Annotated in this window: 11 protein-coding genes; 7 read left to right on the top strand and 4 right to left on the bottom strand. The window is 72.0% G+C overall.

Translation table 11 applies throughout. The features are described 5' to 3' along the window. Positions 1-13 precede the first annotated feature (13 nt). The 4 genes from ABXS86_RS06650 to ABXS86_RS06665 all read left to right on the top strand — a co-directional run bounded on the left by ABXS86_RS06650 (position 14) and on the right by ABXS86_RS06665 (position 4,914). On the top strand, positions 14-718 hold the full coding sequence (locus tag ABXS86_RS06650) for an IclR family transcriptional regulator (RefSeq protein ID WP_353666010.1): 705 nt from the start codon (positions 14-16) through the stop codon (positions 716-718). Between the two features lie 227 nt (positions 719-945). Further along, positions 946-2,967, top strand: a complete 2,022-nt coding sequence (locus ABXS86_RS06655) for a primary-amine oxidase (RefSeq protein ID WP_353666011.1) — start codon at positions 946-948, stop codon at positions 2,965-2,967. A 281-nt stretch (positions 2,968-3,248) separates the two neighbouring features. Then, entirely contained in the window at positions 3,249-3,842 is a 594-nt protein-coding gene (locus ABXS86_RS06660; RefSeq protein WP_353666012.1) for a TetR/AcrR family transcriptional regulator, read from the top strand. Between the two features lie 115 nt (positions 3,843-3,957). Beyond that, complete coding sequence (locus tag ABXS86_RS06665; RefSeq protein ID WP_307209555.1) at positions 3,958-4,914, top strand: helix-turn-helix domain-containing protein; 957 nt, start codon at positions 3,958-3,960, stop codon at positions 4,912-4,914. Positions 4,915-5,386: 472 nt separating this feature from the next. On the opposite strand, the gene ABXS86_RS06670 is transcribed toward ABXS86_RS06665, so the two are convergent. After that, a complete protein-coding gene (locus ABXS86_RS06670; RefSeq protein ID WP_353666013.1) occupies positions 5,387-6,190 on the bottom strand; it encodes an SDR family NAD(P)-dependent oxidoreductase in 804 nt (267 codons plus the stop codon). A 44-nt stretch (positions 6,191-6,234) separates the two neighbouring features. Further along, positions 6,235-6,966 carry an SDR family NAD(P)-dependent oxidoreductase gene (locus ABXS86_RS06675; RefSeq protein WP_353666014.1) on the bottom strand — a complete coding sequence of 244 codons (732 nt, stop codon included), beginning with the start codon at positions 6,964-6,966 and terminating at the stop codon, positions 6,235-6,237. 157 nt (positions 6,967-7,123) lie between these two features. Between ABXS86_RS06675 and ABXS86_RS06680 the strand changes: the two genes are divergently transcribed. The 3 genes from ABXS86_RS06680 to ABXS86_RS06690 all read left to right on the top strand — a co-directional run bounded on the left by ABXS86_RS06680 (position 7,124) and on the right by ABXS86_RS06690 (position 10,462). Next, complete coding sequence (locus ABXS86_RS06680; protein WP_353666015.1) at positions 7,124-8,605, top strand: APC family permease; 1,482 nt, start codon at positions 7,124-7,126, stop codon at positions 8,603-8,605. A gap of 80 nt (positions 8,606-8,685) precedes the next feature. Next, positions 8,686-9,504 carry a MoaF C-terminal domain-containing protein gene (locus tag ABXS86_RS06685; protein WP_353666016.1) on the top strand — a complete coding sequence of 273 codons (819 nt, stop codon included), beginning with the start codon at positions 8,686-8,688 and terminating at the stop codon, positions 9,502-9,504. A 463-nt stretch (positions 9,505-9,967) separates the two neighbouring features. Then, entirely contained in the window at positions 9,968-10,462 is a 495-nt protein-coding gene (locus ABXS86_RS06690; protein WP_353666017.1) for a hypothetical protein, read from the top strand. A gap of 109 nt (positions 10,463-10,571) precedes the next feature. Here the strand turns inward: ABXS86_RS06690 and ABXS86_RS06695 are convergent, their stop codons facing one another. Both ABXS86_RS06695 and ABXS86_RS06700 read right to left on the bottom strand, forming a co-directional pair. Then, positions 10,572-11,576 (bottom strand): ABC transporter permease, encoded by a 1,005-nt coding sequence (locus ABXS86_RS06695; RefSeq protein WP_307209543.1) that lies wholly within the window; start codon positions 11,574-11,576, stop codon positions 10,572-10,574. Further along, entirely contained in the window at positions 11,573-13,099 is a 1,527-nt protein-coding gene (locus tag ABXS86_RS06700; protein WP_353666018.1) for a sugar ABC transporter ATP-binding protein, read from the bottom strand. The genes ABXS86_RS06695 and ABXS86_RS06700 overlap by 4 nt, the downstream gene beginning before the upstream one ends. Between the last annotated feature and the right edge of the window lie 62 nt (positions 13,100-13,161).

Here is a 13,161-nt window from a genome sequence, read left to right on the forward strand (position 1 = left end):
GGTTAGCCGAGCCATGACGCCACGGCAAGACTCCGCCCCCGCTTCGCAGACGCTGAGTCGCGGCATCCGTCTCCTCGAGGTGCTCGCCGACGCCCGCACGCCGCTCACGATCGACGAGCTCGCGGGACGTGTCGACCTGCACCGCTCGGTGGCCTACCGCCTGCTGCGCACGCTCGAAGACCACGGCCTCATCACCCGCGACGCCGCGGGGGCGGTGCGCCTCGGCACAGGCCTGGCCGCCCTGGCCGCCGGCGTCGCCGCCGACCTGCAGGCCGAGGCCCTGCCCGAACTCACCGCGGCCGCCAACGACCTCGGCATGACGTGCTTCCTCGTCGTGCTCGACCACGACGAATGCGTGACCCTCGCGAGCGTCGAACCCCGGCACACGGTGACCGCGGTGGCGCAGCGGCCCGGGTCGCGGCATCCGGTCACCCGGGGTGCTCCCGGTCGCGCGATCCTCGCGCAGCTCCCCCCGCGCCGGTGGCCCGACAAGGTCGACGCCCGGCTGGCGTCGGAGGTGACGGATGCCGCGGAGCGCGGCTGGGCGCGCAGTCACGACGAGGTGATCCCGACGCTCCGCGCGGTGGCGGTCCCCCTCGCGGTGCAGGGCCGCGAGCCCGCGGCGGTCGCCGCCGTGCACGTGTCGACCGACCTCGACGACGCCGCGATCGCGGCTCGGCTCGAGGCCGCGGCATCCGCGATCCGGGGGGCGCTGTAGGTCGGACGCGCGATGCGCTGTCCCCCGCGCTGCGCCCCGGCCCTCCGCGACCCGAAATCCGCCGAGACTGCATCTCGCTGACGAATGGGCTTCAGCCTGACACCCACTTGTCAGCGAGGTGCAGTCTCACCGCCAGACGGGCCACGCACGCGCTGACATCGGCCGTGCACGCGCAGACAACCCCGCCCGACCCCGGGCGACGAGGGTGGACGGTGGAGGAGACACACATGCACGAACACGCTCACCCCACCGTCGATCAGGCGATGGAGAACCCCGACCTCGAGCCCGCGACGGGGGCCGGGCCGGCGACGCATCCCCTCGACCCGCTGAGCGCGGAGGAGATCGAGCGCACGCGCGACATCCTGGTCGCGGCGGGCCTGCTCGGCGAAACCGTGCGGGTGCCCATGCTGCTGCCCGCCGAACCCGAGAAGACGGCCGTGGCCGCGTGGCATCCGGGAGACCCCCTCGACCGTCGCGCCGACGTCACCCTGCTCGACACCGCAACCGGAGAGGTGACCGAGGCGATCGTCGCAATCACGGCGGGCGAGGTGGTGAGCAGCCGTCGGTACGCCTCCGACACCGCCCCCTACGGGCAGCCGCAGTACCTGTTCGAGGAGTACGAGCGCGCCGCCGAACTGGTCAAGGCCTCGCCCGAGTGGCGGGCCGCGATGGAGCGTCGCGGGCTCGCCGACCGCATCGACCTGGCGTTCTGCACCCCGCTCGCCCCGGGGTTCGTCGGGCGGGAGAACGAGGTCGGGCGCCGCGTCATCCGCTCGCTCACCTTCCTCCGCGACAGCGAGGACGACATCGCGTGGGCGCACCCCGTCGAGGGCCTGATCGTGCACGTCGACCTCACCGCGAACCGGGTGATCGGCATCGAGGACGAGGGCGACGTGGCCGTGCCCTCCGGCAGCGGCCGGTACGACCCCGCGGCGACCGGACCCGCGCGCACGACGCTGAAGCCGATCGAGATCACCCAGCCCGAGGGGCCGAGCTTCGCGGTCACCGGCTCGCACGTGCAGTGGGAGAACTGGTCGCTGCGCGTCGACTTCAACGCCCGCGAAGGACTCGTGCTGCACGACGTGCGCTTCGACAACCGCCCCGTGCTCTCGCGCGCGAGCGTGCCCGAGATGGTCGTGCCCTACGGCGACACCAGCAACACCCGCTTCTGGATCAGCTACTTCGACGCCGGTGAGTACCTGCTCGGCAAGAACGCCAACCACCTCGAGCTCGGGTGCGACTGCCTCGGCGTCATCCACTACTTCGACGGCCACGTCGCCGACGATCACGGTCACGCGATGCGCATCCCCCACGCGGTCTGCATGCACGAAGAGGACTACGGCGTGCTGTGGAAGCACACCGAGCCCGGCCCGGTCGGCTCGCACGTGCGTCGTTCGCGGCGCCTGGTGGTGTCGTACTTCGCCACGATCGGCAACTACGACTACGGCTTCTTCTGGTACTTCTACCTCGACGGGTCGATCCAGGTCGAGGCCAAGGCCACCGGCATCGTGTTCGTCGGCGGCGGCGAGCCCGGCTCGACCAACCGGCACGCCCCCGAGATCGCGCCCGGCGTGTTCGCGCCCGTGCACCAACACCTCTTCTCGGCGCGGCTCGACATGGCCATCGACGGCGACGAGAACCGCCTGTTCGAGGTGGACGCCGTGCGCATCCCGATGGGCGACGACAACCCGTTCGGCAACGCCTTCACCTGGTCGCACACGCCGCTGCGCACTGAGCAGGAGGCGCAGCGCGAGGCCGACACCTCGGTCGCCCGCGTGTGGGAGGTGCAGTCGACCACCCGCACCAACTACGTCGGCACGCCCACCGCCTACCACCTCATCCCCGAGCCGACGGCTCTGCTGATGGCGGATCCGGCCTCGACGGTCGCCGCGCGCGCGGCCTTCGCGACCAAGCACCTGTGGGGCACGGCGTACGACCCCGACGAACGCTGGCCCGCCGGCCGCTACCCCAACGCCCACGCGGGCGGTGCGGGGCTTCCGGCCTACACCGCCGACGATCGCTCGATCGACGGCGCCGACCTCGTGCTGTGGCACACGTTCGGCCTGACCCACGTGCCACGGCCCGAGGACTGGCCGATCATGCCCGTCGACTACGCCGGATTCTGGCTCAAGCCCTACGGCTTCCTCGACCGCAACCCGGCGCTGGATCTGCCCGCGTCGTCGCAGGCGCACGCGGTCGGCGGAGACGGATGCTGCGGGGGCGGGGCGGCCTGCAGCTGCGGGCACTGACGGGCGCCGCAGAACCTCGGCGATCCGCACAACCTCAGCCCGGAGACCCCGGATGCCGCGGAGGATGCGCGAATCGCTGAGGTTGCGCCCGCGGGCGCCGGGGCGCCGCAGAACCTCGGCGATCCGCACAACCTCAGCCCGGAGACCCCGGATGCCGCGGAGGATGCGCGAATCGCTGAGGTTGCTCGACAGCGCGGGCCGGCCGCCCCCGACCCGCCGGATAGGGTGAGCCGGTCGAGCCGATGCTCCACGGCATCCGGACACGAGGAAAGAGGACGCGCGTGCCCCGACTGGTCGACCACGAGGCCCGCCGACACGAGATCGTGCTGGCGACCTGGCGCCTGATCGCCGAGCGCGGCATCGAGGCCACGACCATGCGCGAGCTCGCGCGCGAGCTGGGCCTGGCCAACGGCAGCGTGACGCACTACTTCCCCGACAAGAGCGCGATCCTCACCGCGGCGTTCGCTCACGTGTTCGCCGCGACCAACGCGCGCGTCGCCGCGCATCGCGCCGCGTCGGGGGCGACGGGGCTCGCCGCGCTGCGGGCGTTCCTGCTCGAGGCCGCGCCCATCGACGAGGAGCGCGCTCTCGAGGCGCGCATCGTGATCGCCTTCCTCGAGTACGCCGCCGCCGACCCCGCGTTGGCGACGATGTTCCGCGATCTCATGCGCGAGTGGCAGCAGGCGTTCGCCGAGATGGTCGCCGAGGCGCGGGCCCAGGGCGAGGTGCGCGACGGCCTCGACGTGCAGGCCGTGAGCGATGCGATCCTGCACGCGGTGAACGGCATGCAGGCCAATGGCATCCTGCTGCCCGAGACGGCGCGCGAGCAGCGCATGCGAGCGACGGTCGACGCCCTCGTCGACATGCTCCGCTGAGAAAGCACTCGCGGCAGCCGATACAGAGAGGTAATATTCGGGAAACTTTGACTCTACAAGCGTCGGATAAAAAGGATGCGGGAGCCGAAGGCCAAGGGAAACGAGGAGGTCTCCCATGTCGATCGTCACGACCCGACCCGGATCGGGTGTCACCGCCATCCACGCCGCCGACCTGGCCGCCTTCCGCGCCGCCGTCGACGACAGCTTCGTGCCGCTGCACGTCACCGCCGCCGACCCCGATCATTTCCGCGGGAGCATCCGCGCGGCCTCGGCCGACGGCATCCACGTCTCGACCGTCACCGCCTCGGCGCACGTGGTCGAGCGCACGCCCGACCTCATCGCCCGCGCCGACGGCCCGGCCGTGAAGATGAGCCTCATGCTCGCGGGCTCGGGCCTTCTGATCCAGGACGGCCGCGAAGCGCTGCTGCGCCCGGGCGACTTCGCCGTGTACGACACCTCGCGGCCCTACACGCTGTGCTTCAGCGGCGACTTCCGCACGATCGTCACGATGTTCGCCCCCAGCGCGCTGCCCCTGCCCTCGTCGGCCCTCGCGCAGCTGACCGCCGTGCGCGTCGCCGGCGACGGAGGGCTCGGCGGGGTCGTCGCGCCGTTCCTCGCCCAGCTGGGCACGCACCTCGACCAGGTCGCGAGCCCCTCCGGATCGCGCCTCGTGCACACTGCCCTCGACCTGCTGACCACCGTCTACGCGCACGAGCTCGGCAGCGACGTCGATGCGACCGACCCGCACGCGGCCCTGCGCCGCCGCGTCGAGGAGTACATCGACTCCCACCTCGACTCGGCCGATCTCGCCCCCGGTGCGATCGCCGCGGCGCACTACATCTCGACGCGTCACCTGCACACGCTGTTCCAGGGTCGCGACACGACGGTGGCCGCGCTCATCCGCTCGCGTCGGCTCGAACGCTGCCGCCGCGACCTGACCGACCCGCTGCTCGCGGATCAGTCGGTGTCGGCGATCGGTGCGCGGTGGGGGTTCCCGGATGCCGCGCACTTCAGCCGCACGTTCAAGACGGCCTTCGGTTTCTCGCCGAGCGAGTGCCGCGCGGGGCGCTGACTCGCCGCGCCCCGCCGTTCTCGCACGCACGGATCGCACGACCCGCTTCGAGCGGTTGCCCCCCCCCCCCCCCCCTGCGCACCCGTGACCCCGGGGCCACCCACGACGCCCCGGGGCCACGGACGACGCCCCGAAATCTCACTGAGCCCGCTTCGACCGGTCGCCCTGCGCACCCGTGGCCCCAGGGCCACCCACGACGCCCCGGGGCCACGATCGACGCCCCGAAACCTCGCTGAGCCCGCTTCGACCGGTCGCCCTGCGCGCCCGTGGCCCCGGGGCCACCCACGACGCCCCGGGTCCACGAACGACGCCCCGAACCCTCGCTGAGCCCGCTTCGACCGGTCACCCTGCGCACCCGTGGCCCCAGGGCCACCCACGACGCCCCGGGGCCACGAACGACGCCCCGGAACTCCTGCTGAGCCCGCCGGTGAAGGCAAAGACGGCGGCGACGCGACCCCACGCGGGCCCGCTCTCACATCCCCGCGTGGTCGAACGCGATGGTGGGGACGTCGACGATGTGCGCCCCGCCGTCGGCGACGATCGTCGCGCCGGTGATGTACGACGACTCGCGCGAGGCGAGGAAGCGCACGACCGCGGCGATCTCGTCGGGCTGCGCGGGGCGGGCGAGCGGCACGTCGCGCGTCACGGTCGCGTAGGCCTCGTCGCGGTCGGTCAGGCCGGCCGCGGCGGCGAAGGCGTCCATCTCGTCGTCGGCCATGGGGGTCGCCACCCACCCGGGGCACACGGTGTTCACGCGCACGCCCTGACGGCCGTAGTCGCGGGCGAGCGAGCGGGTGAGGCCGATCAGCGCGTGCTTGCCGACGGTGTAACCGGCGACCGAGGGACCCGCGGCGAGCCCCGCGATCGACGACATCACGACCACGCGCCCCCGCGCGGCGATGAGGGCGGGGAGCGCCGCGCGCACGATGACGAACGCGGTGGTGACGTTGGCGCGCAGCGCGTTCTCCCACGCGGCGTCGTCGGTGTCGGCGACGGTGGCGAAGCCGTGTCCTCCGGCGTTGGCGACCACGACGTCGAGACGACCCTGCTCCTCGAGCACGCGGGCGACGAGGGCGGCGGCGTCGGCCGAGTCCGCGGCATCCGCGGCGATCGCCGTTCCCCCGATCTCGGCCGCGACCCGCTCGAGGGGCTCCGCGCGGCGGCCCGTCACGACGACGTGCGCGCCCTCGCGAGCGAACCGCCGCGCGACGGCTTCGCCGATGCCCGTGCCTCCGCCGGTGACGAGCACCACGTGACCGTTCAGGTCGGCATCCATCCGTTCCTCCTTCTGCCCGGGCTCGCGCCGGGCGTCTCGCGCGCTCACGCCGGAAAGCCGGACCGAGCGCTCACACCGAAGTCCGACACCCACGTCGCCGCCGACACCGGTCGCAGCCGCGGCGAGGCCAGCAGCACGATCTGATCCGCGACCTCGGCCGCTGTCTGCACGGGGTAGCCCGCGCCGCCGAACCCGTCGGGCAGCTCGAGATCGCCGCGGCTCATCGGGGTGTCGACGATCGAGGGGCACACCGCGTTGACCCGGATGCCGTGCGGCGCCAACTCGACCGACGCCGCCCGCGCGAGCTGCAGCAGGGCGGCCTTCGAGGCGCCGTACGGCACCATGCCGGGCGTGGCCACGAGGGCCGAATCGCTCGCGACGACGACGACGGAGGCGGCGTCCGACGCGCGCAACCACGGCAGGGCGGCGCGGAGCGCGAGGAAGGCGCCCGTGACGTTGACGGCGAACACGCGCTCCCAGTCGGCGAGCGACGTCTGCTCGAGCGGGGTGCCGACCGGACCCGAGACGCCCGCGGCCAGCACGAGCACGTCGAGCCCGCCCAGCGCCCGCGCGCACTCGTCGACGGCCGAGGCCGCGGCATCCGCGTCGGTGAGATCGGCGACGGATGCCGTGGCGGCGACCTCCCGCACGCGCGGGTCGCGATCGACGGCGGCGACGTGCGCCCCCTCCCCCACGAGCGCCTGCACCGCCGCGCGACCGATGCCGCCCGCCGCACCCGTGACGAGTGCGCGGCGCGAGGTCAGTCGAAGCTCCATGCGCTCATCCTGAGCGCGCGCCCGGGGCACGGCATCCGTCCCTGCGCGCACGCAACAGTCCCCCTCACCGGCGGTCAAGTCGGGCGTTCACGAGCGGAGCAAGATCGCTGCAACGGGCCGACGCGCCCCCTCGCACCCGAACCCCCGAAGGACTGCCATGACCGACTCGACCTCCGCCGGCTCCTCGACCGCGCTGCAGCGCGGCGCGCTGGGCGTCGCCGGCATCGTCTTCCTCGTGTTGGCCGCCGTGGCGCCGCTGACCGGCATCGTCGTGGTCGCCTCGCTCGCGATCGCGCTCGGCAACGGCGGCGGCACCCCCGCGTCGTTCCTCATCATCGCGGTGATCCTTCTGCTGTTCGCGGTCGGCTACGCGCAGATGTCGAAGCAGCTGGTCAACGCCGGCGGGTTCTACGCCTTCGTCGTGAAGGGGCTCGGGCGCACCGGCGGGCTCATCGCGGGGCTCATCGCGACCCTCGGCTACAACTTCTTCGTCGTCGGCACGATCGGCACGAGCGGCTTCTTCATGCAGTCGATCATCGCGGGGCTCACCGGCTTCGACATGCACTGGTACCTCTGGGGTCTGCTGTCGATCATCGTGTGCTTCGCGATGGCCCGCACCGGCGTCGACTTCTCGTCGAAGGTGCTCGGGGTCGCCCTCGTGCTCGAAGTGCTCATGCTCGTCGTCTTCGACGTGTCGGTGCTGGTGCAGACCGGCTACGACCTCGGGGCGTTCTCGCCCGAGGCGGTGTTCTCGGGCTCGCTGCCGATCGGTCTGCTGCTGGCGGCGACCGGGTTCCTCGGGTTCGAGGCGACCGCCCTCTTCGGCGAAGAGGCGCGCAACCCGCGGAAGACCATCCCCCGCGCGACCTACACGGCGATCATCGCGATCGGCGTGATCCTCGGCGTGACCACCTGGGCCGTCGTCAGCGCGACGGGCGTCGGCCAGGCGCAGGGCACCGCGCAGGAGCACCTCGCCACCGGCGACCTCATCTTCAGCCTCGCCGCGACCTACCTCGGACCGCAGCTGACCGTCGTGATGGAGGTCCTGCTGCTGGTGAGCCTGTTCGCCGCGATGCTCGCCTTCCACAACTCCGCGACCCGCTACCTCTACGCGCTCGGCCGCGCCCGCGTGCTGCCCTTCGCGCTCGCCCGCACCCGCGCCTCGGGTGCCCCGCAGATCGCCGGCATCGTGCAGGCCGGGTTCGCCGCGATCGTGGCGGGACTCTTCGCCCTCGTCGGCCTCGACCCGATCCTCAACCTCGTGCCCGCGATGCTCGGCTTCGGCACTCTCGCCGTCATCGTGCTGCAGGCCCTGGCCGCGCTGTCGATCGTGGTGTTCTTCCGCCGCCGCGGAGACCGCCGGTGGTGGAGCACGCTGATCGCCCCCGGCATCGGTTTCGTCGCCCTGGCCGTGATCGTCGTGCTCGCCGTGGCGAACTTCGACGTCGTCGCCGGTTCCAGCGAGCCCGCGATCCGCGCGATGCCCCTGCTGCTGCTCGCGGCCGTCATCGGCGGCATCGGCTACGGCGTGTTCCTGCGCCGGCGCAAGCCCGCCGTCTACGCCGCGCTCAGCGACGACCTCGAGGCCTTCAACATCGTCCCAGCCGAGAAGGGCAAAGACCCCGTGCCGGGACTCTGATTCCGGATGCCGCGACCTCGCCCCCGCGCCGGGTCTCGGCATCCGCCCGCCTTGCCCCTGCCCCCAGAGAAAGAGATGGCATGACGACCGACACCCTGAACCTGTCCGACACCCGCACCTGGCTCCCGCTCGACGGGCTCGCGCCCGGCTTCGACGCCGCCAAGGCCGATCTGAGCGCCGACCTCGCCGGTCGCACCTTCACCACCGTCGACGAGGCGGGCTCGCAGACCGTCTACCGGTTCGAGGCGGATGCCGTGTCGTGGGAGCGCGACGGCGAGACCGGCCGCGACGACGTGGAGGTCATCGCGGTCGACGAGGAGCTCTACTACGCCCAGTTCACACCCGCGGCCCACCCCGACGAGGCGGTGACGCTCATCCTGGATCTGCGCAGCGGCCACGCCCTGACCGTGCGCAGCCTTCTCGGCACCGCCGCTCCCGGGCGCACCGCCGTGCAGATGAGCTTCACCCCCGCGCACATCGCCGAGCTCGAGGTGCGCGGAGACGCCCCCGCCCCCACCGACGAGCTGATCGGCCGTCGCGTGTTGTGGGTCTACTCGGGCGTCCACGCCTACGAGCACGTGTACCTCTCGCCGCACTGGTACTCCTGGCACTGCCTCGCCGGCCCCGAGCAGGGCCTCGCCGACACCGACGAGAACACCGTGTGGCGCGTGCGTCCCGGCATCTACGTGTTCACCTGGCGCGAGAAGGTCATCCCCTGCGGCTCGGTCACGATCGCCGACCACCGCGACCAGAAGGCGCTGCGCGCCCACGGCGTGCTGTTCGGAACCGACGAGTCGGGCTCCGGAGCCACGCACTTCACCTTCGGAGCGCACGGTCGACTGCTGTCGAACACGCTGCACCCCGCCGAGTACGACCCCGCGCGTCCGCTGGAGCGCTGAGCGGTCGGTTCCGGCGAGAGCCGCGTTCCCTGCGGGGGCGCGGCTCTTCGCGTGTGCCGGGGACAGCAGCCATGGGCGACAGCACCTCGAAGAAGAGGTGAAATTCGTGAGAGCGCGGAGGATGCCGCCGCGAACGGGGAATCGCGGATTGACGGATGAAATGTGATTGCCCCGGCGCGCCGACGCCGATGGCGCCTCGTCCGGGGCTTACGCAACCAGGTTATCAAAGAGCGAGGCAGCGCGCGTTCGAGCATCACCGTCACCGTCGACGACTGTGCCATCCTCATCCGGTGAATCCCGTCGACCCCTCCACGTTGCGGGTGGATAGCGTCATCGGCGCTCGTCGCCTCTCCCCGTATTTGGCAGCATGTGGGGCGGATGCCGCAAGGGCTGTCCGGTTGTACTCGTGGAACATCGAGGCCAGTGCCGCTCTCCTCGGCGCATACGCAGCCCTCGAGGTGGGGTGCGCAATGCCATGCATGGCCAGCTCACCGTCTTCTACGACCGGCCGGACTGGTGGGAGGTTGCACCCCTCAGCACCCTCCAGCGAGAAGAGGTCCGCGGGGCGTCCGAATATCTCGACGCCCGAAAGCCTGGGACATGGACCGACGGCCATCTCGTGGCGGAACTGAAGAATTCATTCTGGGAGGGCCTTCTCGTAAACCGTCTACATGCGGCGTTGTGGAACCCCGCATTGGTCAGGGCGTTCCCGAACTTCACCGGCCGTCGTGGAGACTTGAGGGACCGCATGGAGAGGCTCCGGTTGCTCAGGAACCGGGCGGCACACCATGAGCCCATTCATGAACGTGATCTAAGGGTCGACCACCGGTTCATGTGCGACGTGGCCTCATACGTCTCGCACGACCTGGGGGTATGGATCGCCACCCACTCGCGGCTGCCCGAGGTGATCGACGGGAGGGAAGATACGCTCGACGGATCTCGGCCCACCCGCTTCTGAGTCCGGTACCTCGCGTCAGGGGCCTTGGGACGGATCGGCAGCTCTCACCAACCCCGGTCACCACCACACGAAAACCCCGGCCACTGCGGAACGCTGCTCGAGGCCGCTCTCAGGCCGCGAGCGCCACCAGCCTCTGCGCCCGCGCCGTCGCCAACCGCACCCGCAAGACGTGGGTGAGGGCACTGAGTCCGATCGCGGCGACCAGGGCGAGGCCGCTCGCGACCGCCTGCCAGAAGGTGGTGACCCCGAGCAGCACGAGCGAGTTGTTCAGCGCGCCGTAGAAGAGCACGCCGACCACGACACCGAAGATCGTGCCCTCTCCGCCGGTGAGGGCCACCCCTCCCAGCAGCACCGCGGTGAGCACGACGAGTTCGAAGCCCGCGCCGATCTGCCCGGCCGGGGCGCTGTTGAGGCGCGCCACGACGATGGTGCCGGCGAAGCCCGACATCGCCCCCGACAGCACGAACAGCGAGAACGGCAGGCGGCGCACGGGGACGCCCGACAGGTACGCAGCCTGGCGGTTCACTCCCACCGCGTAGACGTGGCGTCCGGTCGGGGTGAGCGCGAGGAAGACCCCGGCCACCACGAGCAGCAGCACGGCGATCCACACCGAGATCGGCACGCCGGCGACGGTGCCGACACCCAGCAGGCCGAACTGCGCGCCGAAGTTGTTCTTCGGCGTCGGGCTGATGAGCTGCGCGACGCCGCGGACCGCGGTGAGGGTGCCGAGCGTGGTGATGAACGAGTTGAGCCCCAGGATGGTGACGACCACGGCGTTGACGAGCCCGACCGCCGCCCCGGCCAGGATCGCGAGCACGATCGCGACGGCGGGTTGGCCTGCTCCCTTGTCCATCACGAGGGATGCCACCACTCCGCCCAGCGCGAGGCTCGACCCGACCGACAGGTCGATGTAACCCGCGATCAGCAGCATCGCCACGGGGATCGCCACGATCGCGATCACCGCGCTGTCCTGCAGGATGCCGCGGATGTTCTGCCACCCGAAGAAGGAGTCGGTGGCCAGCTGCACGCCGACGACCATGATGATCAGCACGACGAGCAGCGGCGTGCGCACGACGCCCTCGACGGCGGCGCGGAGGAAGCGGTTCTCGGTCACGGGCGGGTTCCTTCGGTGAGAGCGGCGGGGGCGACGGGGGCGGCGTGCACGGCCGAGAGCAGGCCGTCGGCCGTGGTCTCGGCGACGTCGAGCTCGTCGACCACGGCGCCGCGAGAGAAGATCAGGCAGCGGTGCGCGAGGTCGACGACCTCTTCGGGTTCGTTGGTGGCGACGATCACGCCCAGCCCCTTCTCGGCGGCGAGGGTCTTGATCGCGTCGTAGATGTCTTTGCGGGCGCCGACGTCGACGCCCTGGGTCGGGTCGTCGAGCAGGATCACGCGCGTGCGGGCGGCGTCGTTGACCCAGCGCCCGAGCAGGATCTTCTGCTGGTTGCCGCCGCTGAAGCGACCCGCGGGCAGGTCGGCCGCGCGCGGCCGCAGGGCGAGCCCGTCGGCGATGCGGTCGAACACGCCGCGCTCGGCGCGCAGCGAGCGCAGACCCCACGAGCCCAGGCGGCGCATCGCGTCGATCACGGTGTTGTCCTGCGCGGGGAGGGCGGCGAACAGTCCCTCGCGCGCGCGGTCAGCGGGCACGAGCGCGATCCCCGCGCGCAGGCCCTGCGCCGGCGACCGAGTCTCGCGGGCGACGCCGTCGATCGCGAGGGTTCCACCCGTGCGCGGGATGCGGCCGAACACCGTGCTGAGAAAGCGCGTGCGTCCCGAGCCGACGAGTCCGTAACAGGCCACGATCTCGCCCGGGGCGACGGTGAGGTCGACGGGGCTGAGGCCGGGGGCGGTGAGTCCACGCACCTCGAGCACCGGCGTCTCACCCTGGCGCGGCGGGGCGGGTCGATCGTTCGTCGCCCCGTGACCGTCGCTGATCGCGGCCACGAGAGCCTCGCGGGTGATCCCGGCGCCCTCGGCCGACCAGACGGCCCGTCCGTTGCGCATGACGGTCGCCGCGTCGGCGAGCGCGAGCACCTCGCCGAGCAGGTGGGTGACGTAGAGGATCGCGATGCCCCGGCCCGCGAGGTCGCGCACGAGCGCCCCGAGCCGCGTCGCCTCGGCGCGGGAGAGGGCGGCGGTGGGCTCGTCGAACACGATGAGCTTCGCGTCGCGGCGCACGACCTTGGCGATCTCGACGAGCTGCCGCTGCCCGATGGGCAGCGTCGCGACGCGCACGTCGGGGTCGATGGCCCCGGCGCCCACGGCGTCGAGCGCCTCGCGGGCGAGGCGGCGTTGCTCACCGCGGCGGATGACCCCGACGGCGGTGAGCTCCTGGCCGATGAAGAGGTTCTCGGCGACCGTCATGTTCTCGAGAAGGCTGAGGTGCTGGTAGATCACGGCGACGCCGGCCGCGATCGAGGTGCGGGGGGTGAGCGCGTCATGCGTGGTGCCGTCGATCTCGATCGTTCCCGCTGTGGGGGCCACTCCCCCGCCCAGGCAGGCGATGAGTGTGGACTTGCCCGCGCCGTTGTGACCGAGCAGCGCGTGGATGCGCCCGCCGGGGATGTCGAGGGTGACGTCGTCGAGCGCGAGGGTCGCGCCGTACCGCTTCGTCAGACCGTGCACGGTGACCGTCATGTCTCCTCCGTTCTCATCGAGTGGGGGCGGGGCGGAGCGGGTCGCCCCGCCCCCGCCGAGCG

The organism is Microbacterium sp. che218, assembly GCF_040436305.1.
Taxonomy (GTDB): Bacteria; Actinomycetota; Actinomycetes; order Actinomycetales; family Microbacteriaceae; genus Microbacterium; species Microbacterium algihabitans.